The sequence below is a fragment of the Sedimentibacter hydroxybenzoicus DSM 7310 genome, from assembly GCF_013403245.1.
GTDB classification, from domain to species: Bacteria; Bacillota; Clostridia; order Tissierellales; family Sedimentibacteraceae; genus Sedimentibacter; species Sedimentibacter hydroxybenzoicus.
On record NZ_JACBNQ010000034.1, the window covers coordinates 1 to 26,197 of the forward strand.

The following is a 26,197-nucleotide window of genomic DNA, read 5'->3' on the forward strand; positions in this document are numbered from 1 at the left end:
AACTGGATCATATTTTTTTAAATTTAATCTTTCAATAGTTTAATTGTGAAACTCATTCATGCGTTTGTCGTGTTATTGTTTCCAAAAACTATTGACAAATGACTTTCATTATGTTAATTTAAACATATATATTGCTTGGGGAAGAGTAATCATAATTGTATTAATCAAAGCAAGACAGGGACGATGAGAGCTGTTATTAACTTGTGATGAAAGACACCTCAAATAAAGCAAAAACAATCGAGAGGGACTATATAGTCCAAGTAGGGTGGCAACGCGGGTTAAACTCGTCCCTAAGCACAGGGATGAGTTATTTTTATTTAATTGCGGAGGATATTATGGAAACAATGGGAGATTTAAGAAGAACAAATATGTGCGGAGAATTAAGCAAGAATGATATAGGCAAAGAAGTTGTGCTGATGGGATGGGTTCAGAAAAGAAGGAGCTTAGGCGGACTTATATTTGCAGACTTGAGAGATATAACCGGCCTGATTCAAATTGTGTTTGACACTGAAGTAAATAAAGAAAGCTTTGAAAAAGCAGAAGGTCTGAGAAGTGAATTTGTTATTGCCGTAAGAGGAAAGGTTTTAGAAAGAGAATCCAAGAATCTTGAAATGGCTACCGGAGAAATAGAAGTATATATTGAAGAGCTTAAAATATTGGATACTGCCGAAACCCCTCCGATTTATATAAAGGATGACGATGACGTTTCTGAGCAGATGCGTTTAAAATACAGATTTCTTGATTTAAGAAAACCTCATATGCAGAATAATCTCATTCTGAGAAGCAAGACATCGAAGGTTATAAGAGATTTCTTATATGAAAATAATTTTAATGAAATAGAAACACCATTTTTGACAAAACCGACACCGGAAGGGGCAAGGGACTATCTAGTGCCAAGCAGGGTTAATCCCGGCAAGTTTTACGCATTGCCGCAGTCACCGCAGTTGTTTAAGCAGCTATTGATGGTTTCGGGCATGAACAGATATTTTCAAATAGTAAGATGCTTCAGAGATGAGGATCTGAGAGCAAACAGACAGCCGGAATTTACACAGGTTGATATTGAAATGTCATTTGTTGATGTAGAGGATGTTATTTCTATAAATGAAAATCTTATTCAGAAAATATTTAAAGAGGTTAAGAATGTAGATATAGAGCTTCCCATCAAGCGTATGTCGTACCAGACGGCAATGGACAAATACGGCTCGGATAAACCTGACTTACGTTTTGGATACGAGCTTGCTAATATTACTGAAATATTTAAAAATTCTGAATTTAATGCTTTTAAATCAACATATGATTCAAAAGGTGTAATAAAATGTGTTAAAATAGATTCATCATCCGATGATTTCTCAAAAAAAGGAATTTCCAAGCTTGAAAAGTTTGTAAAAACATACGGCGCTAAAGGCTTGGCATGGATGAAATATGAAAACGGAGCAATTGACTCACCAATAGCTAAATTTTTAAGCGAAGATGAACAAAATCAAATAATTTCAGCTCTTGAGCTAAAAGAAAAAGATATCGTGTTTATTGTTGCAGATAAGGAATCAGTTGTTAATACGGCTCTTGGTGCATTAAGAATTGAAATAGCTCATGATAAAAACCTTATAGATGAAAGCAAGTATGAATTAGTTTGGATAACTGATTTCCCATTGTTTGAATATGATGATGAGGAAGAAAGATATGTAGCAAAGCATCACCCGTTTACAGCTCCGGTTGATGAAGATATTGACAAGTTAGAAACAAATCCTCAAGGGGTGAGAGCTAAAGCTTACGATATAGTAATAAATGGCGATGAGATAGGCGGAGGAAGCATTCGTATAACTAACCGAGCTTTACAAAACAGGATGTTCAGAGCACTTGGCTTTACAGACGAGGAAGCAAATGAAAAATTCGGATTCTTACTTGAAGCATTCAAGTATGGTGTTCCTCCTCACGGTGGAATTGCATACGGTTTGGACCGTTTTATGATGCTGCTCACAGAAAGTGATAACATAAGAGACGTAATAGCATTTCCTAAAACTCAAAGTGCTACATGTTTAATGACAGAAGCACCAACTCATGCTACCGAAAAGCAATTAAAGGAGCTTGGCATAGAAGTTACCGAGTAATAAGAAAGGAAGAGTATAATGGATCAAATTGGGAAAATAGAACAAATAAATGGAGATAAAGCGATTGTATCAGTTAAGAGAGTATCAGCATGTGGAGACAACTGCAAAAGCTGTGGTTCATCCTGCAATCAAAAAAGTGTGACAATCGAAACCGATATAGCAGGAGAATATGAAGTAGGCGATTATGTTGAAGTAACAACGGAGAATGAAGTAATGATGAAGCATATATTAGTTTTATACGGAGTACCTCTGTTAATTATGATGGGTGTAATCGGCATTGTGCAGCTTCTTTCAAATAGTCCGAATAAGGATATGATCTCAGCTGTTTCAGCATTATTGTCTTTAGTTTTTTCATATTTTATACTGAAAGCTTACGATAGAAGAGAAATGAAGAAAAATGTTCTTAAGTTTACCATAGGCAAAAAACTATAAGGGATAAGCAATGAATATATTTGAAATGCAATATGAAAATAGAATAAAGAAATCAGGGCCTCTCGCACAGCGCATGAGGCCTAAGACGCTTTATGATTTTGTAGGTCAGGAGCATATTGTGGGAGAAGGAAAAATATTAAACAGAGCAATAAAAGCTGACAAGCTTTCTTCCGCTATTTTTTATGGTCCTCCCGGAACGGGCAAAACAACATTAGCCAGAATAATTGCAGAAAATACAAACAATAATTTTACCACTTTAAACGCTGTGACCAGCGGCATAAAGGATATAAAGGAAAAAATAAGCTTTGCAGTTGATGAATTATCATTATATAATAAAAGAACGATTCTTTTTATAGATGAAATTCATAGATTTAATAAAGCTCAGCAAGATGCCCTTTTACCATATGTAGAAAACGGTACAATCATACTGATTGGTGCCACAACCGAAAATCCTTATTTTGAAGTGAATCAGGCTTTAATTTCCCGTTCGTTGGTTTTTGAATTTAAGAAAATAGACGATAAGCATATTAAAGATGTGATGAAAAAGGCAATATCCGATAAGGACAGTGGCTATGGAAATAAAAATGTAGAAATAGACGAAGAAGCAATAGATTTAATAGTCAACAATTCAAACGGTGACGTAAGAAAAGCATTGAGTGCGCTGGAATTAGGTGTTGAGACCACCGATGAAAAGGACGGAACAATAAAAATTGACATAAATGTTGCCTCTGAATGCATTCAAAGAAAAAAGATCGAATATGATAAAGTAGGCGACAATCATTATGATACCATTTCAGCCTTCATAAAGAGCATGAGGGGTTCCGACCCTGACGCTGCTGTATTTTGGCTTGCTAAAATGATAAAAGGTGGAGAAGACCCAAAATTTATTGCACGAAGAATAATAATATGTGCATCGGAAGATGTTGGTAATGCCGATCCGAGGGCTTTGCAGTTAGCCGTCAGCGCATTTCATGCGGTAGAAATAATAGGTTTTCCGGAAGGCAGAATTATTTTGGCGCAGGCTGCTATATACGTTGCATGTGCACCGAAAAGCAACGCATCAATTATAGCAATAGATAAGGCCTATGATGCAGTGGAAAAAAGCTCATTGGAGGTTCCCATTCATTTAAGGGACAAAAGCTACAGTGGAGCGGAAAAGCTCGGCAGAGGATTAAGCTATAAGTATCCTCATGACTACAATAAGTTTTATGTAAAACAAAATTATCTTCCTGAGTCGATAAAGAATATTAATTTCTATGAACCTAAGGAATCCGGGTATGAAAGTAAAATTAAAAAGTTTTTAGAATACCTGCAAAGCTAAAGGGGGTAATAATATGGATTTTAAGTTATATAACACAGATATAAAAGATATAAATATTGAAGAGAAAATAAATAAAAAGATTAAATTCGATTTATTAGATCAAAATAAAAAGTACGATTTGAACGTTGAGTTTTACAACAAGGATTTAACGGAAAATATGTTGAGCGAGGACGTTTCCTATGAAATAAAAAAAGAGCATTACTTGTTTATAAAAGCATTAAGAAACATATTTGAAAAAAACAATATAAAAGTCAGTAAGTTTAATTTAATGGGTTCGGTAGAGGACTTAAATGAAAATGAAATGTTAATTTCGGTTTTAAAGACTAGCGACAGCAAAAAAGAAAATATAATATGGCCATGTAAAGAAATATTTATTTTTGAAGATCATAAAAATAAACTCGATACCTTATTGTACAGCAATATAATTTCAGAAAATGATTATGAATACAATTTAGAAAATCTAAAAGAAGAATTCAGCATATATGATAACGAAGAAGAACATCGATATTTGAATTAGCCCTATCCTCCTTTGTAACCTTATATATTTTTTTTAATAAAATATAGTAAGCAATGCGTAGAGGAGGATTCAAAATGGAACTTTATATTATAACTTTCAAGCATGGAAATTATGCCGTAGCGGTATTTAATAAATTGCAGGGGTATGGAGTGAGAAATATTTACCTTACACAAACTCCTTTCAGCATTAAGAGTGAGTGTGACCTTTGTATCAGGGCATACGGAGAAAACACCTACAATATTGTAATGAAGGAATGCATGAAGGTTCCCGTTGATAATGTATTTATGGAAATTAAAAAGGATGGCAAGACTATGTATAAAATGCTGCCGTAATAGATTAAGCACAAGAAAATCTCTTGTGCTTTTTTCATATTTAATGTTGACAAGAATAGTAGGGTATAATATAATTAATTATACCCTACCAAGTTAGTGGGAATTATGATGAGAGGAGACAGATTATGATTTTATCAACAAAGGGCAGATATGGATTAAAAGCAATATTTGAACTTGCACTGAATTATGGTTCAGGACCTGTTTCTCTTAAAAAAATAGCGGAAAAATATGATATTTCCGAAAGTTATTTAGAACAGCTTTTTGCTAAGTTGAGAAAAGGTGGATATATAGATACTGTAAGGGGTCCGCAAGGCGGATATTTTTTAGCGCGGAAGCCCGATGAAATAACTGTAGGAATGATACTTAGAACATTAGAGGGAGATATTACTACTTCAGAATGCATCAGTAAGGAGGTCTGTTCCAGAGAATCTATTTGTGCCACAAGAGTGATTTTGGAAAAAATAGAGAACAGTATTAACAATGTTATTGATAATATAACTTTAGCTGACATGTACGAGGAACGTAAAACAAATTTAATCGATTTAACGGAGGAGAAAGATGAGCAAGAAATTTTATCTTGACAATGCTGCAACCACAAGGGTTAAAAAAGAAGTAATAGATGAAATGCTTAAATATTTTGATGAAAAGTACGGAAATCCATCATCACAATTGTACGAATTAGGAAGAAGATCAAAAGAGGCAATAGATAATGCAAGGAAAATTGTTGCTGATTTTATTAATGCTGATGAAAAAGAAATTTACTTTACAGCCGGAGGCTCAGAATCGGATAACTGGGCATTAAAGGGTGTTGCGTTTGCTAATTTCAATAAAGGAAAAAATCATATCATTACTACTAAAATAGAGCATCATGCAGTTCTTCATACCTGCGAGTACTTAGAAAAATTCGGCGTTAAAACTACTTATTTAGATGTAGATAAATACGGTATGATAGATTTAGAGCAGCTAAAGGAAGCAATAACTCCCGAAACCATGCTTATTTCAATAATGTTTGCCAACAATGAAATAGGAACTATCCAGCCTATTGAACAAATCGGTGAAATCGCCAAGGAACACGGTGTTTTGCTCCATGTAGATGCAGTACAGGCAATGGGAGCAGTAAAAATAGATGTTAAGAAGCAACATATAGATTTGCTGTCAATGTCAGCTCACAAATTAGGCGGACCGAAGGGCATAGGCGGTATGTTCATAAGAAAAGGCGTTAAGATAGATAATCTAATCCACGGCGGTGGTCAGGAAAGAGGAAAAAGAGCGGGAACGGAAGGTGTTCAGAATATCGTGGGCTTTGCCAAAGCAGTTGAGTTGGCAAGCAAGGATTTTGATGCTCATGTTAAAAAACTTACATCATTAAGAAATAAATTCATTGAAGGAATAAAAAATAATATACCTGATGTAATACTTAACGGTCATCCTACAATGAGATTGCCTAACAATGTTAACTTCTCATACAAATATGTAGAAGGAGAATCAATTCTTTTACTGCTTGATATGGATGGTATATCAGCATCAAGCGGCTCGGCATGTACATCCGGATCACTGGATCCGTCACACGTGCTTTTAGCCACAGGACTTGATCACGGAACAGCTCACGGCTCTATCCGTTTTACAATAGGTGAAGAAACAACTGAAGAAGACATCAGCTTTGTAGTCCAGACAATGAAGGGCATAGTAGAAAGACTGAGAATGATGTCACCAATAAAAAATGACGAAGATTTATATAAAAAATAAACTATCAATCGGAGGAAGATTATGTATACAGAAGCAGTAATGGACCATTTCAGAAATCCCAGAAATGTAGGTTCAATGGAAAACGCAGATGGTGTAGGTCAGGTAGGTAACCCCAAATGCGGAGATATAATGAAAATTTACTTAAAAATTAATGACGAAACAATAGAAGATGTTAAATTCGAAACCTTTGGCTGCGGCTCTGCCATAGCTTCATCAAGTATGGCGACAGAGCTCATAAAGGGTAAAAGCATAAACGAAGCTGTTGAACTGACAAACAAAGCAGTTGTAGAAGCGCTTGGAGGACTTCCTCCCGTAAAGGTTCATTGCTCAGTACTGGCAGAGCAGGCAGTAAAATCAGCACTTTTCGATTATGCACAAAAAACAGGAAAGGTAATCAAAGGTCTCGAAAACTACGAACCAATAGATGACGACGACATCCATTGCCACTAAACAAACCAAAAGCGGAGAAAAGATTAAATCTTGACTCCGCTTACTTATTTTCACTTGCATTATAAGCCAACTGACACTAAATTAAAATTAGCTCATTTTATACTGCATCATATGAATGTTAACTGTCTCTTTCGGTTAAAAAAATAGAGTTTAAGATATAGTCCATTTCATCACGATCATCCCAATCTAAAATCGTATGAAATTCAATAACAATTTCATCACTTGCACGGACAAAATGCCAATATTCAGCTTTTTCACCTTCTTTGATTTGGTCAGGCACATATTGGATGTAAGGAAGTCCCTTTTTAGTAGTACCACTTGTGACAGTCAAAGAATTATCAAAAAAACCAAAAAATGGATCCCAGTCAAGCTCTGGAGTTTTATCATCTATTACACTTTTAATTGTTTCATCCATTATAAAATCTTTGGAGACTATGTTAAGTGTAAATCCATTCATACGGCCGATTAGTCCTTCTTCATTTTCTAAATGTTCAAGGAAGTTATGGACATCCATTTGATACCAATTATTGAAAACATCAACGACTATTTTATATTTTTCAGCTTCTTCGTTATATAGATTCGGATCTGATACATAGTCGAGTGTTAGGTCATACATTGTTGTTGGATATACTTTACCTCTTTTAAAACCATCTTTAACAGGCTCTTGCTCTATGTGTTCCGTTTCTTCTTTTGTTTCAGGCTCTTTTATTTCATTATCTTCCTTGTTTTGGATTGAAGAGTCCGGGACAATATTTCGCTCTTCACCATTACAGCCGGTTAAGGCGATTATGATGATTAATAATAAGCAAAGTTTAATTTTAATCATAATACCTCCATCAATACTAATATATGGATTTTAATATAAGACGTATTTTGACACAATTTGTTCCGTTAAAAATGGTCCAGCCATTAAAATTTTGAGAACCCAAAGCCATAAACTTCTTGTACCGTTCTGACTGTTACAAATACATTGGGATCTATTGTTTTGAGCTGTTTTTTTAATATGTAGTATTCCCTTCTGTCAAGTATTGTTACTATTATATCCTTTTCTTCATTTGTGTAGCCGCCTTCCGCCTTGTACAAGGTTACACCTCTGTCCAGTCTTTCAAAAATGTATTTCTTTATTTCGTTATGTTTTTTGGAAATGATAACCACCTCATTTTTAACTGAAAAACCGTCGAGGAAATAATTTACAACCACTCCGTTTAAAAACCATCCAAATGCCCCCACTATACCTGTTTGTATACCATAAGTAAAGAAGGCTAATGCAACTACTATTACATCGGCTGCCATCAAGCCCTTGCCGATGTCCATATTAAAATATTTATTTAATATTTTGGCAATAATGTCTGTGCCCCCCGTTGACGCATTTTGATTAAATACTATGGAAAGTCCTATGGCCATTATAACTATTCCGCACATTAAATTCAGTAATATTTCATCTGTTATAGGCGCAGATACAGGAAAAAATGTTTCCATAAGATACATAAATAACGATAAAAATATTACCGAAAAGATTGTTTTTCCGCCGAATTCCTTGCCTAAGAAAATAAATCCCAATATAAACAATATGAAATTCAGAAAAAAGTTTATAAAGGAAATGGGTATGCTTATATAATTGTTTAAAACAATTGAAAGCCCTGATACTCCTCCTGTAGCTAAGTTTTCCGGAACCATGAAATAATATATACCAAAGGCTACTAAAAATGAGCCAATAGCTATAAAAAAATACTCTTTTAATATTTGTTTGTTAATTTTAATCACCTCTGCAATGTCATTTAATTCATATATATTTATTATAGACTAAACTCACTTAAATTTCCACTCTTCAATTTTTTTATATGTTACTTTGACCTTGATACTTTGATACAATGAGTTGATTAATCTGTTATCATCGGTAGTAATATCGACCTTATGGCTGAAGGTTTTTATTTCTCCCGGAGCAATAGTAATGGATGTATCTGAGTTGTAATCAGGCACTATACTATAATATGGATGCTCGGGATTTGTTTTCGTAAATTGCACATTAAAATTAATCGAACCGAAAGGCAGCATATTAATTGCTTTGAATCTGTATTCGATTGTTTTTCTTTCCGGCTTATTTATATCCGGGGTTGATATACGCGCATCCGGATAAAGGATTTTAACAGGTGATATTATTATTGAAATAACGGATATTAAAAGTAGTCCCCTTAAAATATTCCTAAAATACTTATGGAATTTATCCATTTTTACACCCCGATAATTATTGTATTTTTTGCAGTATGAAAAATGTCTTTATTCATATTTCAATTCATAAAAAATCAATTCATCGGCATAAGGCAAGGATTTAGCCCAGTTTATAAAGTCTGTATTCCATTCGATCAATTGATGATGACTTCTGCTGGCTGCCATGTGTCTGATGCTTGCATAATTTAAAGTAACCGTTCTTTTCTGAAAAAAGCCTTCCGGTAACATTTGTTTCATAATTCGTTTATACTTAAAATGCTTGGTTTCTTTTCCTTTGGTTCTTATTTTTTCCAATAATTCAATTGTATTTTCCCACCATTCATTTATCGTTAAATTTAGGTTATTATCATCGGTGTCACCTTCTGTTAATTCTTTTATTCCGTCAGATTCAAACATTTCCGGATTCATCGGATAAGCTGTTAATTTGTGCATAGTTGAGCTGCTGTTTGCAGTTGTCCCTATTTTATATGTATCAAATTCGGACCACCAATATCGGGGAGCCGTTATATCAACACTGACAAATATCTGTCTCATATATTTTGAATGTGTACTTCCGCCCTTAATCATTCTTTGAGCCAAGTTCAAATCATTCTTACCTATTTCATAAAAAAGTTTATCATAATTATCATCATGTATATATCGGCTATCGGATAAATGCCAGCTATCCTTAGGATTTCTCAATCCTCTTAACGCACCTTCAAAATTAAACACTTCCGTATTTTCAAATTTCATACTTACATTCTCCCTTATGAATATATACCATCATTATATCAAATAACACTTATAATTTCTATAAATTTGCAATAAACAGAAATATTTATCTTTATTGTATCTTCTTATTGATGAATAAGAGTATAACAGATAAAAATACAATGATTATATATGCTGACACATTAACAATGTTGTTTGTGCTATATATTTGAATTAACAATAATATTACTAATGGCATATGGACTGCAATTATTGATAAAAGGCCGTAATATTTATTTTTCTGACTTAACATATTGTATAATTTTATAAAGTTTTTCTTTCCGCAAAAACTATATAAAAAATATAAGCTGAAACTTAAAATAATCTTATAATTAAAATCAGAAATAAAAATGAATAAAGGAAGCCCCATAATAAATATAAATGCAGGATATACATATACAGATGATTTTTCATTTTCACCTATTTTTTTAATTACCCAAATAGATAATATACCAAATAGCAGTAATATAACTAAATACCCTAAATAATAAAAAAACAATTTATCATAAGATTTATTTATATAATATTCATATAATATTTTATCAAACTCCATACCTTATTCTCCCTATTAATATATACAGCTCAAGAGTAAATTTTACTATATTTGCTTAAAGTAATAAAGCAATTTTTCTGCATTAATCATTGACAACACCATTCTCCATCCGTATAATACGCGTGAATTTAAGACAAATGCATTTGATTAACCAAACGGTTAATCAAAATGACGGAATGGAGGATGGAATGAATCTGAAGGTTTTATACGGAACAATGAAAAAGGAGCTGATGATAAAGTACAGGGCGTATCCGGCGCATTTCTTTGTGGGAAACACGCTGACCGGATTATATACCGTGCTTGGTGCGTGGATGATGTGGAAGTTTTTGTTTGAGGGAAACATGGCACAGGATTTTAGTGAAATTACAGGAACGGGAGATTATATAAGCTACGTTGTGGTGGGAAGCCTGACGTACTTGTTCGTCGTAAGGACATGCCTCAACGTAAGCAGAAGCCTTATTACGGAATTAAGGGAAGGAACTCTTGAGAGTCTGATGCTTGCACCGTTCAAGAGAGCAGAATACTTTCTTGGCAGCATGCTTGTACAAACTTTGACCACATCTGCGGAAATAATAGTTTCTCTCATTATTGCAATACCCTTTGGTATAGATTTGAGCCGTGCGGACATGGGAGCTTTCCTGATTGCATTTATAGTATCACTTTATGCATTTTTCGGAGTGTCCATGGTGCTTGGAAGTATAATGTTGTATACGAGGGATACTTATATATCTCAAAACACACTGTTTGCATTTTTGTTCTTAGTGTGCGGTATTTCTTTTCCGGTTCAGTACCTGCCTGAATGGCTCAGGGTTATTGCGGAAGTTATACCTGTTACAGAAGCGGTTAATCTTATACGAGTCACACTTTTGTCAGGCAGCGGGATAAGTGAACAGATGCAATCGGTGCAGTATATTTTGCTGCTGAGCACGGCATACGTTGTTGTTGGATTTATGCAAATGAAAAGGTGCGAAGAAATTGCACTTGAAAAAATAAACGGATAGGAGCAGGACATGATTATAGCGGAGCATTTGAAGAAAACATACATAGTTAAGCAAGGAAAGGGATTATTCAGAGAAAAACAGGAGATTCAGGCGGTCAGAGATATATCCCTGCAGATAGAAAAAGGAAAAATTGTAGGACTTCTGGGTATAAACGGCGCCGGAAAAACGACCACCATAAAAATGCTGACCACATTATTGTCACCAACAGAGGGGAGCTATTTTTTAGACGATATAGATGGGGTGAAATATCCTGTTGAAATAAAGAAGAGGATTAATATGATTGCAGGCGGTGAGAGGATGATATACTGGCGACTTACGGCTTATGAAAATCTGTGGTATTACGGACAAATATACAATGTTTCAAACAATGTACTTAAGGAAAGAATCGATACATTACTTAAGCTGGTAGGGCTTGAGAATAAAAAGGACGTGCCTGTTGAAACTTTCTCCAAGGGTATGAAGCAAAGATTACAGATAGCTCGTGGATTAATAAACGACCCTCAATATTTATTCCTTGACGAGCCCACAATAGGACTGGATGCGGTTGTGTCCAAGGAGCTTAGAAGCCACATCAAGCACCTTGCAAAGGAGCAAAACAAAGGTATACTCATAACCTCTCATTATATGGGAGAAATAGAGGAGCTGTGTGACTATATTTATATAATGAACGATGGTGTATTAATAAAGAAGGGTACTGTCAAAGAGCTTACTACAGAAACCTTTAACAGAAAAAATTATGTCCTTAGATTGGATAAGCACAGCAAGGAAATTACAGAATGCATTTGTGACAAGCTGAAAGTCGTTGATGCAACAGTTGAGGTAAAGGATGAAAATGATGCAATATACATCAACAGCAGGGAAAATATATCCATGGAGTTATCGAGGGCGTGTATGGAAGCCGGCTTGTACATACGGGAAATGTACGAAAAGGAACCGCATCTTGAGGATGCTATAATTCGACTTTCAAGGGAGGTTCATCATGAGGCCGTTTATTAAAGCTCTTGCCGCTGAAATGATAAAGCAGCATAAAAATTATTTTCACAGCAAAATGATATATGTATCCTTGTTTGTATGGCCCTTTTTAAATTTCATAACAACGTATTACAGCTTTAAGGTATTTGATATTGGAAAAAGCAAAATAGCTTACATTACGGCAGAAAATATGGTAGTATATTTGTTGTTAGGATATATGTGCATGAGTTTTTTCAGATCACTGGTTCAATCCGCATGGAACTTTTCTTTTGAACGAATCAGCGGAACGTTGGAGCTTATTTACCTTTCACCGGTTAACAGAGCGGCTGTGCTTTTAGGAAATGCCGTATCCTCTCTGTTTGAAAGTGTATTTGTAATGCTGATTTTTTCGCTTCTTGTGATTGTAATGAAGGTCGAGGTTTTGATTATAAAAATTCTGCCGTGTATAACCGTATTCTTTATTGTGACAGCGATGGCTGTGGCATGGGGGATGTTCCTTAACTCTCTTTTTCTGTTTTCAAGGGATTCGGATTTTTTATTTACCATATTGGAAGAGCCTATGGAAATATTTTCGGGTGTTAAGGTTCCTACAGCATTGTTTCCGTTGTGGGCAAAAGCAATCAGCATAATTTTTCCCTTGACGTATGCTATTGAGGCGGTCAGAAGAGTGGTGCTCACTGGAAGCTCACTTTATGAAATAAGAGAGTTTGCAGTAATCGGAATTGGGATTACCGTAGTACTGTTTGCTTTAATTTCTGTAATAATAAAGAGAGTGGAAAGTCATATGCGCATAACGGGAAATATAACTCTTTTTTAGGAGAGCAGCATGAATGTAGGTTTTTTGTGTGAAAATGAATTAAAGGCTGAATTTGTTTTTTCTCCCATATTTGAGATGCTTGCTTCAATGCACGTTATTTCTGTGCCCGAGCACCATCTGGACAGAAGAAAATGGATGGAGGAGTTGTCAGATAAAATACCGGATGAGCTTTTGCATAATATAAAAAAATACGGACGAATTACGGGAGACTGGCTCATACCTATGGATTTTTCCAACCTGAGTCCGTACAGGGACCTCTGTGTTCCGGATGCGTTGGCAGAAATTGAAAAGCTGAGCCTTCAACAATGGAATGAGGTATATAAATTATATGATAAGAGTATCGGCTGGAAAGAAAAAAATAATATTATTGAAATCATGAAAAACTATTACGAAGCATTTTTTTATAATGAGATAAATTTTCTGCAGCCCTTTCTTATTCATACCATAAAGAGAAAAATAAATATGTTCATGGAAGAGGGACTACTTGAGAGCATGGGTAAAATACATGAACGCTTAGAGATAAATGAAAATAAAATAATTTTTCACAAGAACAAGGACTACAGTTTTGATTTAAATAAACTGAACAAGGTAGTAATAACAGCCAGCACATTTATCAGCCCTCATCTTTTGATGCACGGGGACAAAGGAATATTGTATCTGACCATGCTTGTTTCCTTGGAAGAAAAAAATGAAGCCGTTCCTGATGATTTAGTTGATTTGTTAAAAGCTCTTGGCGACGGAACTCGCCTCAGAATATTACGCGAGATGAAGACGGGAGCAGAATCAACACAGGGCTTAGCTTTGAGCCTTAATTTGACTGAAGCAGGCATATCAAAGCATTTAAAGGTTCTTTGCAAAGCAAGACTGATTGAAAAGAAAAGACAGGGAAATTTTATGATGTACAGCATAAACAAAGACGCTATCGATTACATCCCGTATAAATTATATGAATTTATTATGCGGTGAGTTGAATTATGGAATTGTATGGAAAATTCTTGACATATACCGTATTTTATGTTATGTTAAATACAAATAAAGGAACTGCCGAATAGACGGTTAGCTCCCGAATGTTTGGTTAAAAACTCAACCGAAAGTCCGGAAGACTTAGATGCGGTTGAGTTTTTTTATACCCAGGTTTCCCTTTTATGTATAAATCTACTTCAACTTATCTTTCGATAAGGCGATAATTGATACTATTAAAACACCGAATGTGAATATACACATTAATGCTTCATATGTAACCATATTATCTCCTCCCTTTGAGGGAGCAACCGCATATCCGTTGTGGCAATTCCTTGTAAAATTATACCATAATATTACATATATTTCAATAAAAAATATAACGCTGTCTAAAAATAATCCAAGGGTTGATTTATGTTTTTATATATTTTATGTTTTCATATCTGAATACCATTTAGCCTGAGTTTTAAACATAACAGAGTATTTTCCGCCGCTGTTTAAAAGCTGTTCGTGTGTTCCTGTTTCAACTATTTTCCCGTTGTCAAGAACAACTATTCTGTCAGCAATTTGAGTTGCTCCCAATCTGTGTGTTACAATTATTGCTATTTTATCCTTTGCTATGTCTCTGAACTTTTTATAAATCAAGGATTCTTCTATGGGATCTATTGCAGAGGTTGGTTCATCAAGTATTATAAACTTGGAATTTTTGTAAATTCCTCTTGCAAGGGCAATTCTTTGCCATTCTCCGCCGGATAAATCTAATCCTCCGAAATCCCTTGAAAGCATGGTGCTTAATCCGCTTGTTATCTTTTCACTGTCTAAGTTGAAATCAGCAGAATACAATGCCAGTTTAACTTTTTCCTCATCAATTGGATTGTCGGGATAAGATAGGTGAACATTATCCTTAAGCAGCATTTTATATTTTCCAAATTTCTGTACTATACCTGATACATACTTGAATCTGCTTTTTTTAGAATATGATGATATTGAAGCATCGTTTATCAGGATATCACCTGAAGTCGGCATTAATATACCTGATATAATTTTTACTAAAGTTGTTTTTCCCGCGCCGTTTTCACCTACAACAGCAATTGTTTCACCGTCACTTATATGCAGTGATATATTTTCTAAAGCGTAAATATTGCTGTTGGGATATTTAAAGGATACATTTGAGATATTAATGCCTTCTGAATAATTAATATCATCATCGACTCCGTCTTCCTCGGGAAGATCAAGAAAATGTACAAGGCTCCTGAGTGAGCCGTAAATGCCCAGCATATCTCCTAAATAATTGCTTACGGCATCATCCATAAATGAAATCATAATGTTAACGGATGAAAAAACCGCTGCGAATGCTCCGATTGTAATGTACCCATTTATCAAGGAGGAAACGAAAAGCACTATAACTCCGAAGTATCCCATCAACGTCAATGCACGAAGTCCTATTTCTATCATCTGCACCTTTTTTACAGAGTCCCAGCGCTTTGAACAAAACAATTTGAGCTCTTTTTCATACTTGCTTCGTATAAACGAATAAATACCAAGCAATCTGGTTTCCTTAATATATTCCTTTTTGTACATTTCATTTTCATAATAATTAACCTTTCGTTCAATTGGAGCAGATTCATCTATCAGCTTTGTATATACCTTTTCTTTAACTATCTGTGAGATAAGCAGCGGAACAAACATCAGGAAAATACTCCATACAAGGACAGGACGTAGATTATAAAAATAAATAGCCATAATAACAAAGTACGGTCCATAAAATGTAAGCAGGGTTGAAACGGAATGATACAATTGAATACCATTGTCGGCACCCTCCTTGGCCTTCTGAATACAATCAAGAGTTTCTGCATTTTCAAAATCAAGAGCCGTAAGCTTGCTGACTTTTTTATGTATTTTTTCTCTGTATGCACCTCTGATTCTTAAAGCTGTGGGGCCGGCTAAAAAATTGCATACTGCATTCATTAATTCGTTGAAAATCAATACCGCAACTGTGATAAATATGGTTATTAACAGACTGGTAAAATTTGCGCCGTTTTGTATTGCGTGAGTTATTGTATCAAACATATTCTGTAACGCATGTACTATAAGCACATAACTTGAGGAAGACAGTATCATTCCCATACTGTCGGCTATTATCCACAGCGGGGCAGCTTTAAAGGAAGCGGCAAGAATTCTTGTTGCAACCTTAAAGTATGACATTTTTTCCTGATTCATTGATACCAGCTCCTTTGTTGTTCAAACATTTGACAGTAATGTCCCTTTAAATTCATAAGTGACTCAAAATCTCCTTTTTCAACCAATTTTCCTTCGTTGAAAACAAGAATTTCATCTGCTATTTTTGTTGATGCCAATCTATGGCTTATTAAAATAGTCATTATATCGTGGCTTATTTTACTGAACAGTTCATAAATTCTATTTTCATTAATCGGGTCCAATGATGCTGTAGGTTCATCCAGAATTCTTACAGGTGACCTTGATATTATTGCTCTCGCCAGAGCAACTCTCTGCCATTCTCCGCCCGATAAATCTATACCATCCTTATGGATTTTACCTAAATTGGTATTAAGACCGTATGGTAGATTTTCAATAAGGCTTTCAAGTTCAATCTGACTTATGGCTTTATCTACAGCTTCATCAATGTAAGAAGTATTCATCATTTCTATGTTTCCTATTGCAATGTTCTCCTTAAATGTAAACTCATGCCTTGAAAAGTCCTGATATACAGCAGAAAAGAATCCCTTGATTTCATTGAAGCTGTATTTTCTTAATTCCTTTCCGTTTATTAGAATTTCACCGTCATAATTTGTATAAAGACCTGTCAGTAACTTTATTATTGTAGTCTTTCCCACACCATTCGGTCCGACCAAGGCATATTGCTTTCCGCCTTCCAATAAAAAGGATACATTTTTAAGTATCTGAGTATCTGTTCCGGGATAGCTGAAGCTTACACTTTTAAACTCAATGCTTGTAATTTTATCCTGCACTACAGGAGTATCCAATGCGTGCAGTCTTTCTTCATAGCTCATAAAATTTTTAATGTCCTTCATGTACTCAATACCGCTTGTAATGGTATCAATCTGAAAGCTTAAGCCCCAGGATAAATTACTTTTAAGTGAAAGAATGGCATTTACAAGAGAGATAAACATTCCCATGCTTATGGAGCCTGCAAGTAAGGGATTCAATAATGCGACTATTACAATCAGTGCTGCTAAAGCTGTGAATACACCGCCTAGCTTGGTTTTAATAAACCATTTAAAACGTGTACTGACTTTAATTTTAAATGCCTTGTTGTAAATTTTACGGTATTCTGAATTAACCATCTCTGTGAAGCCAAAGATACTTCTTTCGTCAACATTTTCTCTGTCTGAAAGGATTTCGCTGTAATATTCACATTTTCGTTCAAGTTCTGAAGAATCAATTTTAGCCTTGTAGTTAGCCTTTCCGCTTTTTATTGAAAGATAAAAAAGCGGAACGCAGCTTACAACAATTATGATTGCTGCCCACCATGCTTGTGCAATAATTATTGAAATTAAGCCTATTACAGATATAGAGGTTGCAAATATCTGATTCATGGCAGTATAATTGCCCACAATAATATTTTCAGGCTTATCCAGTACCCTTGAAATTAAGTTCCATGATTCTGCATTCTCCAGATAGTAGTATTCTAATTTAGAGCATTTTTCAAGCAATATGCTTTTATATTTTTTTCTGATATTAATTTTTGCTTTTTCAGATATCAATTTCTGAAATGCAGGCAGCATAAGATTGTATCCATACAACAGAATGATTGCCGCCACATCAAAATAAATTTTAGAATTTATAGTTCCCATGCCTGCACTATAAAAAGCTAAATTTATAAAATCTGTAACAAATATTATTGTAACAATGGGACAAAAACCACTTAATATAAAAATTGTAGTTATTAAAACTGACTCTTTAGGGGAGTATTTATTTATAATATGAATATATTCTGAAAAGTTTTTCATTTAGTTTATATATGATTTTAATAATCATAATTATCTTGATGACAAAGTCATCAATAATCATATTTCCTTTCATTAATATATGTTTAACATTTTTTATTTCATGGCAGGCGAACGATTTCATCGTGTTTTTATTATGCTGATATTTTTAGTAATTGTAACAATTCTATTATATCATCTGTATTGATATTGGCAACTAATTTAAATAATAAAAATGAAAGACGGTTTTAATATTAAAAGCGTTAAAAAGATTAGACAGCTATAATCGTATAGAATAGCAGTAATTATCTTTTTTTAAACATAGTTGACAATATGGGAAAGAATACATTATAATTTCATAATAAAGTACATAAGAGCGCATACTATGAAACGGAGGAATAATCTTATATATGGATAAATTAGATAGATTTTCGATAAACAATATAAGAAAAGAGTATTTAAACTTTTTTAAGAGTAAGGAGCATTTAACGGAGCAAAGCTTTTCTTTGATTCCTAAAAATGATAAGAGTTTGTTGTTAATTGGTGCAGGTATGGCACCTTTAAAGAAATATTTTACAGGGGCAGAAACACCACCGGCAAAAAGAATGGCAACCTGTCAAAAATGTGTAAGAACCGGAGATATAGACAATGTTGGATTAACAGCGAGACATTTGACTTTTTTTGAAATGCTTGGAAATTTCTCCTTTGGAGACTACTTCAAAAAGGAAGCAATTGAATGGGCATGGGAGCTCTTGACAGATGTGCTTAAAATAGACGCAAACAGACTTTGGGTTACTGTTTATCTGGATGATGATGAAGCTGCTGATTTGTGGCATAATAATGTGGGTGTGCCAAGAGAAAGAATAGTCAGATTAGGTAAAGAAGATAATTTCTGGGAATTGGAAGTGGGACCTTCTGGACCTTGCTCTGAAATATATTACGATACGGGTGATGACAGAGGATGTGGTTCGCCTGATTGTAAACCGGGCTGTGATTGCAACAGATACATAGAAATCTGGAACTTGGTTTTCACACAGTTTGATAAGGATGAAAACGGAGTTTATCATCCGCTGCCAAATCCAAATATTGATACGGGAATGGGACTGGAAAGAGTTGCTACAGTATTGCAGGATAAGCCGACTGTTTTTGATGTTGAACCGTTAATTTTTATAGTTAAAAAGGTTGAAGAAATTTCGGGAATGCCTTACGGTAGCCAAAAGAAAAGCGATATATCCATGAAAATAATCTGCGACCATTCAAGAGCAGCAACATTTATGATCGGTGATGGTGTTATTCCTTCTAATGAGGGCAGGGGATATGTTTTGAGACGTTTAATCCGTAGAGCAATAAGACAGGGAAAATCTCTTGGGATACATAATGAATTTTTAACTAAGACAGTCAAAGTTGTAATAGATGAATGGAAGGAAGCTTATCCTGAATTAGCGGAAAAGGAAAGTTATATATTAAAGGTTGTAAGCTTAGAGGAAGAAAGGTTCAAGATTACTATTGATCAGGGACTTGAGCTTTTAATGAAGAAAATCCAGATGTTAAAGGATTCTAATAAAAAGGTTCTTGATGGTGAGGATGCATTTAAACTTTATGACACTTATGGATTCCCCGTTGAATTGACAGAAGAAATTCTGAGTGAAAATGGATTTGAACTTGACAAAAGTGCTTTTGCTACTATTATGGAAGAACACAGAAAAATGGCGAGAGAAGCAAGACTTAAGACGGGAAACTCAGGCTGGAAAGATGAAAATTTCAACATAGATGTACCTAAGACATTGTTCACGGGATATGAAAGCTTAACAGAAGATGATGCAGAGGTATTGACTATAATAGTTGATTCAGAACAGGTTAATACTATTAATGAAGGTCAGTCTGGTATTATGGTTTTAAATAAAACTCCTTTCTATGCTGAAAGTGGAGGTCAGTTGGGAGATTCGGGAAAAATTTCTACAAACGAAGGTGAAGCAACTGTTGTAGATACAAAGAAATTCAATAAAATTGTTCATCTTCATGAAGTAACCATGGAAAAAGGAAGTATTTCCGTAGGAGACAAAGTAACTGCAGCAGTTAATGCCGATCAAAGAAGAAATACGGCTAAAAACCATACGTGTACCCATTTGCTTCACAAGGTTCTTAAGGAAATGCTGGGAGACCATGTAAATCAGGCAGGCTCTTTGGTAGCATATGACAGATTCAGATTTGACTACACTCATTTTGAAGCGGTTACACCGGAAACATTAAAAGAAATTGAAAGAAGAGTTAACGAGGCTATTCTTTCTGACTATACTGTTTATACTGACATATTGAATATTGACGAGGCTATTAAATCAGGCGCTGTAGCATTGTTCGATGAAAAATACGATGATGTTGTAAGAGTTATAAGTGTGGGAGATTTCAGCAAGGAGCTTTGCGGAGGTACTCATATTGATGAAACGGCTAAGATAGGTATGTTCAAAATAGTATCAGAAGGAAGCATTGCTTCCGGTGTCAGAAGAATTGAAGCAATCACGGGAAGAGAAGCAATTAATTATTTTAATCGCCTTTCTGATGTCGCAGATGAATTGTCTCATGCTTTTAAATCTTCAATCGATGAATGCGTAGTAAAAGCAAGTGCAATCAAAAAAGAATTAAAAGAAAAAGATAAAGAAATACAGAAGCTGAACAACGAATTACTTAAGCAAAGCCTTGGCAATATGCTCAATGATTTTGAAGTAATTAACGGAGTGAAGCTATTTGCCATAAGCCTAAAAGACAAGGATGCTAACTCGTTAAGAGAAATTGCTGATAAGATTAAGGATAAAAATGAAAGCTGCGCTGTCTTATTGGCTTCTGACCTTGGTGATAAGGTGTTGTTTGTTTCTGCGGTAACTAAGGATTTGGTTCAAAAAGGAATCCACGCAGGAAATATGGTAAAGGAAGCAGCTTCAATTACCGGAGGCGGAGGAGGAGGAAGACCGGATTTTGCTCAGGCAGGCGGTAAGAATCCTGAAAAGATAAACGATGCAATTGAGGCAGTAAAAAAGATGATAGGTTAGGGCATTCGCACCGAATTCCAAATGTTTAAGACCATAGGTAGGATTCCTCGCTGACGCCCGGAATGACAAGAAACGTATAATATGCGTTATCCATAGGAATAATAAAATGCATATTGATTTTTAAAATTAATTATAGTACAATGTAAGATGTATAGAGGTGGTTTTTATGGATAGTAATGTAAATAATACTGCAAAGTTTGATTACAAATTAGAATCATTAAATGAAGCAAGGGAAATTATATCTCAGGTTTATGAGTCACTGAAAGAAAAAGGATACAATCCTAACAACCAGCTCATAGGATATATATTATCCGGAGATCCGACGTATATTACGAATCATAACAATGCAAGAAGTTTAATAAGAAAAATAGAAAGAGACGAACTGTTAGAAGAATTATTAAGCGTCTATTTAGATGTAATAGACCTTTAGGTGAAAGATAAAGCAGTATATGTACATATACTGCTTTAATGCTTTGAAGCTTAACTAATTGAGTGAAAAATGAAATATATAAATTTTTTTGAAAATAGACAAGTATCAAAATTATGCTACGGAACTTTATCGTTAAGTGGTTTGCAAAATTCCGATTCATTGGATAATAAAGTAAGGCTATTGAATTACGCTTATAAAAAAGGAATAAACTTTTTTGATACGGCAGAGCTGTATGACAACTATAATATATTAAAAGAATTCATAAAAGACAAAGACAGGGAAACACTAACAATAGCTACAAAAAGCTATGCTTACGACAAGGATACTGCAGAATATAGTGTCAATAAAGCTTTGAAGGAATTAAACACAGATTATCTGGATGTATTTATGCTGCACGAGCAAGAAAACGGCAATAACTTTTTAGGTCATTATGAAGCAGTTGAACGCTTTATGAAGTATAAGGAACAAGGTGTTATTAAACATTTCGGAATATCGACACATCGTGTGGCAGCAGTCAGAGATTCGATTAAATTTAAGGAAATAGAATTTGTATTTCCGCTTATTAACAAAAATGGTATCGGCATTCAGGATGGCACTGTAAATGATATGCTCGATGCAATTAAAAAAGCAAAAGAACAAAACAAATTTATTATGGCTATGAAAATTTACGGTGGAGGGCATCTTATAACTGATGCACAAGAATCCTTTAATTTTGTTAACGGGATTTCCGCAATAGATGCCATAGCAGTAGGTATGAGCACAATTGAAGAAATTGATGCAAACATATGTTATTTAGAAAGCAATGAGTTAAATATTAATATAAAAAATAAAATAAGAAATCAAAAACGCACTCTAATAGTAGAAGAGTGGTGTATTGGTTGCGGAAAATGTGCAAATAAGTGCAGGCAAAATGCATTGACAATCATTGATGGCAAATGTGTTGTTGATATGAACAAATGCGTTTTATGCAGTTATTGCGCAAGTGAATGTACGGATTTTTTTATCAAAATTGTATGAGGTATTTATGGACAGATTGATGGGTCTTGATGTAGGTGACAGAACGATTGGAGTTGCAGTCAGTGATTTGCTGATGATTACCGCACAAGGGGTGACTACAATTAAAAGAACAAATATTAAGAACGATATTAACGAGCTTAAGAAAATAATCGACGAGTACAAGGTTACTAAAATTGTTGCGGGACTTCCCAAAATGCTTAACGGATCGGTTGGTATTCAGGGTGAAAAGGTCCTCAGCTTTTTAGAAAAGCTCAAAAAACACGTTGATTTACCTATTGAGCTTGAGGATGAACGTTTCACCACATCAATATCCGAAAGAATGTTGATTGATGCCGATGTAAAAAGAAAAAAAAGAAAAGAAGTAATAGACAAATTGGCCGCAGTTCATATCTTATCAGGATATATGCAAAGAATTAAATAAGGAGCAGAGCATGGAAGACAACATAATAGAATTAATTAATGATGAGGGAAAAGTCGAAAAGCTTGTTATAGAGGCAACTTTTCATTTGGATGACAACATGTATGCGGTTCTTCACCAAATAAATTCTGATGAAGGTATGATATATTATGTGGAAGAATCTGATGACGGTAACGGAATATTGATTAAAGTTGAAGATGAAGAAGAAATCAGAGAAGTAATGGAAGTTTATGAAGGAATTGCGGATGATTTAATTTAAATCATTTTTGGGGGTGAAGTTATGGACAAATCAGACTACTTAAATAATGTTCTTACCAATAACGGTTATAAATCTACAATCCAAAGGAATTTAGTATATGAAATTCTTGCGGAGAATAAAGATAAGCATTTAAGTACTGAGGAAGTTTATGACCTGATAAAGGATAAGAACCCTAATATGGGGATTGCTACCATTTATAGAACACTTCAACTTTTTGAAGAAATTGGCTTAGTTTATAAGCATAATTTTGATGATGGATGTTCAAGATATGAAATAATGGCTGAAGACAGCAATGAAATTCATCAGCATCATCATTTATTATGCAAAATATGCGGAGACATTATTGAGGTCAAGGAAGATCTAATGAACTCATTGGAAGAAATTATAGAAAAACAATACAATTTTGAGATATTAAATCACGTAGTCAAGTTCACAGGTATCTGCAGTCAATGTAGAAATAAGGAGAATGAAAATGGCTACAGAAAAGAAACATAAATTAAAAATAATCCCATTGGGCGGACTTGGGGAAATAGGCAAAAACATGACAGTTATCGAATATGGAACAAACATAATCGTCGTAGACTGCGGTATGTCATTTCCCGAAGATGAAATGTTAGGTATCGATATAGTAATACCTGATATAACATATTTAATAAAAAATCAAGATAAGATAAAAGGAATTTGTCTGACACACGGTCACGAGGATCATATTGGTTCAATACCATATCTTTTAAAGAAAATAAATGTTCCGTTATACGGAACGAAGCTTACCTTGGGTCTTGTAGAAAATAAATTACTGGAGCATAAAATAGAAGATGCACAGTTAAACAGAGTTGAAGCCGGTCAAACAATTAATTTAGGTTGTTTCAAGGTTACTTTTATAAGAAGTAATCACAGTATTCCCGATGCAGTATCCTTCGCTATTGATACACCAATAGGTATGATTGTGCATACGGGAGACTTTAAAATTGATTATACCCCTATAAATGAAGAGGTAATGGATTTAGGCAAACTGGCTGAATGTGGCAGAAAAGGCGTCCTGCTTGCTATGTCGGACAGCACGAATGTTGAAAGAGCCGGATTTACCGAATCTGAAAAAACTATCGGTTATAAATTCTTAGATATTTTTAAAACCTGTGAATCAAGAATTATCGTTGCTTCATTTGCATCCAATGTTCATAGGTTGCAGCAGATTATTAACGCTGCTGTGGCTAATAACAGAAAGGTGGCAATTTCAGGCAAGAGTATGATTAATGCCGTTAAAGTGTCTCAGGAATTAGGATACCTGGATGCGCCGGAAGGAACGTTGATTCATATAAATGATTTAAAGGATTACAAGGACAGCGAAGTTGTTTTAATGACAACCGGAAGCCAGGGAGAGCCGATGTCTGCTCTTACAAGAATGGCAAACAGCGACCATAAAAAGATACAGATTAAACAGGGTGACTTAGTTATTATTTCTGCTAATCCGATACCGGGTAATGAAAAAACCGTTTCAAGAGTAATCAATATGCTTTATGAAAAGGGAGCAACGGTACTGTATGATGCGTTAACTCAAGTGCACGTTTCAGGTCATGCCAGAAGAGAAGAATTAAAGCTGATGCTTTCACTCTTAAAACCAAAATTTTTCATACCTGTTCATGGAGAATACAGGCATTTGATGCAGCATGCCAAGCTTGCCGAAGAAATGGGAATACCCGAAAAAAATACAATAATCGGTAAAAATGGTGATGTTATAGAGCTTACATCAAAATCAATTGCCATAAACGGCTCTGTTCAGTCAGGTAACATTCTTGTAGATGGTCTTGGAGTAGGAGATGTAGGAAATATTGTTCTGAGAGACAGAAAGCTATTGGCTGAAAATGGATTGATAATAGTTGTACTTGTTACGGAAAGAGGAAGCGGTAAAATTATTTCGGGACCTGAAATTGTTTCAAGGGGTTTCATATATGTAAGAGAAAATATTGATTTAATCGAAGAATCCAAATCAGTTATAAGAAAAGCATTGTCAAAATGTGAGGATACTAAAATCAAGGATTGGAACAATATTAAAATGATGATTAAGGATGCTTTAAGCAGCTTCATATACGAAAAAATTAAAAGAAATCCGATGATACTTCCTATAATTATGGAAGTTAAACCGGATGATATGTCAAGCATATGTGATTTACTTAAGGAAGAATTAGAAGTATAAAATAAAATTGCCATTCTTTTATCTAAGGGTGGCATTATTTACAGAAAGCAAGCCGGCGAAAAATTCGCCGGCTGCTTATGTGCTTATTACTCGTTATTTTTTAATCATGTGAAAGTTTACACCTAAAACAGGTCCAAATTGAGATGGTTTATTGTTTACAATCTTTTTTTCCGCCAATCTTGAATTTTCTCTTTTTGAGAAAATATCTAATTCCGGGCTACCACTTATTTCATTGGCAAATTGTAAACTGCCATTCAGTTGATTTCTAACCTTTACATTATCAAATTCATTTGTAATCTTATACTTCGGAGTGTTACTCATGTTCAATCTTTCCAATCTTCCAGTCCAATAGAACCAACCCTCTCTTACAAGTAATAAGCATTAATATTATGTGTTTAAGTTAGTTTATTATGTGTGGAAAAAAATGTTGTATTTATAAACTTTTGCTATTGCTTAGATTTCAGCAATCATTTCTGTGAATAAACGTAAATTGTACGCTTTTGTCATTCCGAATGTTAGTGAGGAATCTCAGACTTTGAACTTTTGTGATCCTTCGAGCTGAAGCTCTCAGGATGACAATTTGTGTCAGGTGACTGTTAATATTCCACGACAAACGCATGAGTTAAGAAAAAGTAACAAATAAAGAAAAAGCTTTTTTTGGTTGGCAAAAACAGGTATA

Annotated in this window: 28 protein-coding genes; 19 read left to right on the forward strand and 9 right to left on the reverse strand. The window is 34.5% G+C overall.

All coding sequences use genetic code 11. The annotated features are described in order from the left end of the window. The first annotated feature begins 335 nt into the window (after positions 1 to 335). From aspS to nifU, 8 genes are all read left to right on the forward strand, one after another. A complete protein-coding gene (aspS, locus tag HZF24_RS17485; protein ID WP_218835331.1) occupies positions 336 to 2,108 on the forward strand; it encodes an aspartate--tRNA ligase in 1,773 nt (590 codons plus the stop codon). 18 nt (positions 2,109 to 2,126) lie between these two features. Continuing rightward, complete coding sequence (locus tag HZF24_RS17490; RefSeq protein WP_179239662.1) at positions 2,127 to 2,540, forward strand: SoxR reducing system RseC family protein; 414 nt, start codon at positions 2,127 to 2,129, stop codon at positions 2,538 to 2,540. 10 nt (positions 2,541 to 2,550) lie between these two features. Then, on the forward strand, positions 2,551 to 3,861 hold the full coding sequence (locus HZF24_RS17495) for a replication-associated recombination protein A (RefSeq protein WP_179239663.1): 1,311 nt from the start codon (positions 2,551 to 2,553) through the stop codon (positions 3,859 to 3,861). Between the two features lie 13 nt (positions 3,862 to 3,874). Continuing rightward, the gene (locus HZF24_RS17500; protein WP_179239664.1) at positions 3,875 to 4,378 is read left to right on the forward strand and encodes a hypothetical protein; all 504 of its coding nucleotides are present in this window, start codon (positions 3,875 to 3,877) and stop codon (positions 4,376 to 4,378) included. 74 nt (positions 4,379 to 4,452) lie between these two features. Next, positions 4,453 to 4,710 (forward strand): putative Se/S carrier-like protein, encoded by a 258-nt coding sequence (locus tag HZF24_RS17505; RefSeq protein ID WP_179239665.1) that lies wholly within the window; start codon positions 4,453 to 4,455, stop codon positions 4,708 to 4,710. Positions 4,711 to 4,835: 125 nt separating this feature from the next. After that, a complete protein-coding gene (locus tag HZF24_RS17510) occupies positions 4,836 to 5,291 on the forward strand; it encodes an RrF2 family transcriptional regulator (RefSeq protein ID WP_179239666.1) in 456 nt (151 codons plus the stop codon). Continuing rightward, positions 5,269 to 6,456 carry a cysteine desulfurase NifS gene (gene nifS / locus HZF24_RS17515; RefSeq protein WP_179239667.1) on the forward strand — a complete coding sequence of 396 codons (1,188 nt, stop codon included), beginning with the start codon at positions 5,269 to 5,271 and terminating at the stop codon, positions 6,454 to 6,456. The genes HZF24_RS17510 and nifS overlap by 23 nt, the downstream gene beginning before the upstream one ends. A 21-nt stretch (positions 6,457 to 6,477) precedes the next feature. Further along, complete coding sequence (nifU, locus tag HZF24_RS17520; RefSeq protein WP_179239668.1) at positions 6,478 to 6,906, forward strand: Fe-S cluster assembly scaffold protein NifU; 429 nt, start codon at positions 6,478 to 6,480, stop codon at positions 6,904 to 6,906. Positions 6,907 to 7,024: 118 nt separating this feature from the next. Here the strand turns inward: nifU and HZF24_RS17525 are convergent, their stop codons facing one another. From HZF24_RS17525 to HZF24_RS17545, 5 genes are all read right to left on the reverse strand, one after another. Beyond that, positions 7,025 to 7,732 (reverse strand): hypothetical protein, encoded by a 708-nt coding sequence (locus tag HZF24_RS17525; protein WP_179239669.1) that lies wholly within the window; start codon positions 7,730 to 7,732, stop codon positions 7,025 to 7,027. An 83-nt stretch (positions 7,733 to 7,815) separates the two neighbouring features. After that, positions 7,816 to 8,670: a YitT family protein gene (locus HZF24_RS17530; RefSeq protein WP_322790757.1), complete on the reverse strand. Its 855-nt coding sequence runs from the start codon at positions 8,668 to 8,670 to the stop codon at positions 7,816 to 7,818. A gap of 45 nt (positions 8,671 to 8,715) precedes the next feature. Further along, on the reverse strand, positions 8,716 to 9,135 hold the full coding sequence (locus HZF24_RS17535; RefSeq protein WP_179239670.1) for a hypothetical protein: 420 nt from the start codon (positions 9,133 to 9,135) through the stop codon (positions 8,716 to 8,718). 48 nt (positions 9,136 to 9,183) lie between these two features. Further along, a complete protein-coding gene (locus tag HZF24_RS17540) occupies positions 9,184 to 9,867 on the reverse strand; it encodes a hypothetical protein (RefSeq protein WP_179239671.1) in 684 nt (227 codons plus the stop codon). A gap of 91 nt (positions 9,868 to 9,958) precedes the next feature. Then, positions 9,959 to 10,438, reverse strand: coding sequence for a hypothetical protein (locus HZF24_RS17545; protein ID WP_179239672.1), 480 nt, complete (start codon positions 10,436 to 10,438; stop codon positions 9,959 to 9,961). Positions 10,439 to 10,626: 188 nt separating this feature from the next. On the opposite strand from HZF24_RS17545, the gene HZF24_RS17550 reads away from it, so the two are divergent. From HZF24_RS17550 to HZF24_RS17565, 4 genes are read left to right on the forward strand one after another with little or no spacing between them, the layout of a single operon-like run. Continuing rightward, on the forward strand, positions 10,627 to 11,439 hold the full coding sequence (locus HZF24_RS17550; RefSeq protein WP_179239673.1) for an ABC transporter permease: 813 nt from the start codon (positions 10,627 to 10,629) through the stop codon (positions 11,437 to 11,439). A 9-nt stretch (positions 11,440 to 11,448) separates the two neighbouring features. Then, a complete protein-coding gene (locus HZF24_RS17555; protein WP_179239674.1) occupies positions 11,449 to 12,435 on the forward strand; it encodes an ABC transporter ATP-binding protein in 987 nt (328 codons plus the stop codon). Then, positions 12,419 to 13,228: an ABC transporter permease gene (locus HZF24_RS17560; protein WP_179239675.1), complete on the forward strand. Its 810-nt coding sequence runs from the start codon at positions 12,419 to 12,421 to the stop codon at positions 13,226 to 13,228. The genes HZF24_RS17555 and HZF24_RS17560 overlap by 17 nt, the downstream gene beginning before the upstream one ends. Positions 13,229 to 13,237: 9 nt before the next feature. Then, on the forward strand, positions 13,238 to 14,194 hold the full coding sequence (locus tag HZF24_RS17565) for an ArsR/SmtB family transcription factor (RefSeq protein ID WP_179239676.1): 957 nt from the start codon (positions 13,238 to 13,240) through the stop codon (positions 14,192 to 14,194). 189 nt (positions 14,195 to 14,383) lie between these two features. Here HZF24_RS17565 and HZF24_RS19130 read toward each other — a convergent pair whose 3' ends face one another. The 3 genes from HZF24_RS19130 to HZF24_RS17575 form a co-directional block, all read right to left on the reverse strand. Then, positions 14,384 to 14,473: a putative holin-like toxin gene (locus tag HZF24_RS19130; protein WP_246346181.1), complete on the reverse strand. Its 90-nt coding sequence runs from the start codon at positions 14,471 to 14,473 to the stop codon at positions 14,384 to 14,386. Positions 14,474 to 14,617: 144 nt separating this feature from the next. After that, the gene (locus HZF24_RS17570; protein WP_179239677.1) at positions 14,618 to 16,408 is read right to left on the reverse strand and encodes an ABC transporter ATP-binding protein; all 1,791 of its coding nucleotides are present in this window, start codon (positions 16,406 to 16,408) and stop codon (positions 14,618 to 14,620) included. Continuing rightward, the gene (locus HZF24_RS17575) at positions 16,405 to 18,180 is read right to left on the reverse strand and encodes an ABC transporter ATP-binding protein (RefSeq protein ID WP_179239678.1); all 1,776 of its coding nucleotides are present in this window, start codon (positions 18,178 to 18,180) and stop codon (positions 16,405 to 16,407) included. The genes HZF24_RS17570 and HZF24_RS17575 overlap by 4 nt, the downstream gene beginning before the upstream one ends. Before the next feature lie 386 nt (positions 18,181 to 18,566). On the opposite strand from HZF24_RS17575, the gene alaS reads away from it, so the two are divergent. From alaS to HZF24_RS17610, 7 genes are all read left to right on the forward strand, one after another. After that, positions 18,567 to 21,200: an alanine--tRNA ligase gene (gene alaS, locus HZF24_RS17580; RefSeq protein WP_179239679.1), complete on the forward strand. Its 2,634-nt coding sequence runs from the start codon at positions 18,567 to 18,569 to the stop codon at positions 21,198 to 21,200. 166 nt (positions 21,201 to 21,366) lie between these two features. Further along, complete coding sequence (locus HZF24_RS17585; RefSeq protein ID WP_179239680.1) at positions 21,367 to 21,630, forward strand: IreB family regulatory phosphoprotein; 264 nt, start codon at positions 21,367 to 21,369, stop codon at positions 21,628 to 21,630. Between the two features lie 69 nt (positions 21,631 to 21,699). Next, positions 21,700 to 22,647, forward strand: coding sequence for an aldo/keto reductase (locus HZF24_RS17590; protein WP_179239681.1), 948 nt, complete (start codon positions 21,700 to 21,702; stop codon positions 22,645 to 22,647). 7 nt (positions 22,648 to 22,654) lie between these two features. Further along, positions 22,655 to 23,068, forward strand: coding sequence for a Holliday junction resolvase RuvX (gene ruvX / locus HZF24_RS17595; RefSeq protein ID WP_179239682.1), 414 nt, complete (start codon positions 22,655 to 22,657; stop codon positions 23,066 to 23,068). A 10-nt stretch (positions 23,069 to 23,078) separates the two neighbouring features. Beyond that, the gene (locus HZF24_RS17600; protein ID WP_179239683.1) at positions 23,079 to 23,324 is read left to right on the forward strand and encodes a DUF1292 domain-containing protein; all 246 of its coding nucleotides are present in this window, start codon (positions 23,079 to 23,081) and stop codon (positions 23,322 to 23,324) included. A gap of 21 nt (positions 23,325 to 23,345) precedes the next feature. Next, the gene (locus tag HZF24_RS17605; protein WP_179239684.1) at positions 23,346 to 23,819 is read left to right on the forward strand and encodes a Fur family transcriptional regulator; all 474 of its coding nucleotides are present in this window, start codon (positions 23,346 to 23,348) and stop codon (positions 23,817 to 23,819) included. Further along, positions 23,797 to 25,518 carry a ribonuclease J gene (locus HZF24_RS17610; RefSeq protein ID WP_179239685.1) on the forward strand — a complete coding sequence of 574 codons (1,722 nt, stop codon included), beginning with the start codon at positions 23,797 to 23,799 and terminating at the stop codon, positions 25,516 to 25,518. The genes HZF24_RS17605 and HZF24_RS17610 overlap by 23 nt, the downstream gene beginning before the upstream one ends. 93 nt (positions 25,519 to 25,611) lie before the next feature. Here HZF24_RS17610 and HZF24_RS17615 read toward each other — a convergent pair whose 3' ends face one another. Further along, the gene (locus HZF24_RS17615; protein WP_179239686.1) at positions 25,612 to 25,839 is read right to left on the reverse strand and encodes a hypothetical protein; all 228 of its coding nucleotides are present in this window, start codon (positions 25,837 to 25,839) and stop codon (positions 25,612 to 25,614) included. Positions 25,840 to 26,197: the final 358 nt, after the last annotated feature.

Bases quoted from the DNA above. Each gene is read 5' to 3' on its own strand.
- aspS (WP_218835331.1), top strand. From the start codon at position 336: ATGGAAACAATGGGAGATTTAAGAAGAACAAATATGTGCGGAGAATTA.
- HZF24_RS17490 (WP_179239662.1), top strand. From the start codon at position 2,127: ATGGATCAAATTGGGAAAATAGAACAAATAAATGGAGATAAAGCGATT.
- HZF24_RS17495 (WP_179239663.1), top strand. From the start codon at position 2,551: ATGAATATATTTGAAATGCAATATGAAAATAGAATAAAGAAATCAGGG.
- HZF24_RS17500 (WP_179239664.1), top strand. From the start codon at position 3,875: ATGGATTTTAAGTTATATAACACAGATATAAAAGATATAAATATTGAA.
- HZF24_RS17505 (WP_179239665.1), top strand. From the start codon at position 4,453: ATGGAACTTTATATTATAACTTTCAAGCATGGAAATTATGCCGTAGCG.
- HZF24_RS17510 (WP_179239666.1), top strand. From the start codon at position 4,836: ATGATTTTATCAACAAAGGGCAGATATGGATTAAAAGCAATATTTGAA.
- nifS (WP_179239667.1), top strand. From the start codon at position 5,269: ATGAGCAAGAAATTTTATCTTGACAATGCTGCAACCACAAGGGTTAAA.
- nifU (WP_179239668.1), top strand. From the start codon at position 6,478: ATGTATACAGAAGCAGTAATGGACCATTTCAGAAATCCCAGAAATGTA.
- HZF24_RS17525 (WP_179239669.1), bottom strand. From the start codon at position 7,732: ATGATTAAAATTAAACTTTGCTTATTATTAATCATCATAATCGCCTTA.
- HZF24_RS17535 (WP_179239670.1), bottom strand. From the start codon at position 9,135: ATGGATAAATTCCATAAGTATTTTAGGAATATTTTAAGGGGACTACTT.
- HZF24_RS17540 (WP_179239671.1), bottom strand. From the start codon at position 9,867: ATGAAATTTGAAAATACGGAAGTGTTTAATTTTGAAGGTGCGTTAAGA.
- HZF24_RS17545 (WP_179239672.1), bottom strand. From the start codon at position 10,438: ATGGAGTTTGATAAAATATTATATGAATATTATATAAATAAATCTTAT.
- HZF24_RS17550 (WP_179239673.1), top strand. From the start codon at position 10,627: ATGAATCTGAAGGTTTTATACGGAACAATGAAAAAGGAGCTGATGATA.
- HZF24_RS17555 (WP_179239674.1), top strand. From the start codon at position 11,449: ATGATTATAGCGGAGCATTTGAAGAAAACATACATAGTTAAGCAAGGA.
- HZF24_RS17560 (WP_179239675.1), top strand. From the start codon at position 12,419: ATGAGGCCGTTTATTAAAGCTCTTGCCGCTGAAATGATAAAGCAGCAT.
- HZF24_RS17565 (WP_179239676.1), top strand. From the start codon at position 13,238: ATGAATGTAGGTTTTTTGTGTGAAAATGAATTAAAGGCTGAATTTGTT.
- HZF24_RS19130 (WP_246346181.1), bottom strand. From the start codon at position 14,473: ATGGTTACATATGAAGCATTAATGTGTATATTCACATTCGGTGTTTTA.
- HZF24_RS17570 (WP_179239677.1), bottom strand. From the start codon at position 16,408: ATGAATCAGGAAAAAATGTCATACTTTAAGGTTGCAACAAGAATTCTT.
- HZF24_RS17575 (WP_179239678.1), bottom strand. From the start codon at position 18,180: ATGAAAAACTTTTCAGAATATATTCATATTATAAATAAATACTCCCCT.
- alaS (WP_179239679.1), top strand. From the start codon at position 18,567: ATGGATAAATTAGATAGATTTTCGATAAACAATATAAGAAAAGAGTAT.
- HZF24_RS17585 (WP_179239680.1), top strand. From the start codon at position 21,367: ATGGATAGTAATGTAAATAATACTGCAAAGTTTGATTACAAATTAGAA.
- HZF24_RS17590 (WP_179239681.1), top strand. From the start codon at position 21,700: ATGAAATATATAAATTTTTTTGAAAATAGACAAGTATCAAAATTATGC.
- ruvX (WP_179239682.1), top strand. From the start codon at position 22,655: ATGGACAGATTGATGGGTCTTGATGTAGGTGACAGAACGATTGGAGTT.
- HZF24_RS17600 (WP_179239683.1), top strand. From the start codon at position 23,079: ATGGAAGACAACATAATAGAATTAATTAATGATGAGGGAAAAGTCGAA.
- HZF24_RS17605 (WP_179239684.1), top strand. From the start codon at position 23,346: ATGGACAAATCAGACTACTTAAATAATGTTCTTACCAATAACGGTTAT.
- HZF24_RS17610 (WP_179239685.1), top strand. From the start codon at position 23,797: ATGGCTACAGAAAAGAAACATAAATTAAAAATAATCCCATTGGGCGGA.
- HZF24_RS17615 (WP_179239686.1), bottom strand. From the start codon at position 25,839: ATGAGTAACACTCCGAAGTATAAGATTACAAATGAATTTGATAATGTA.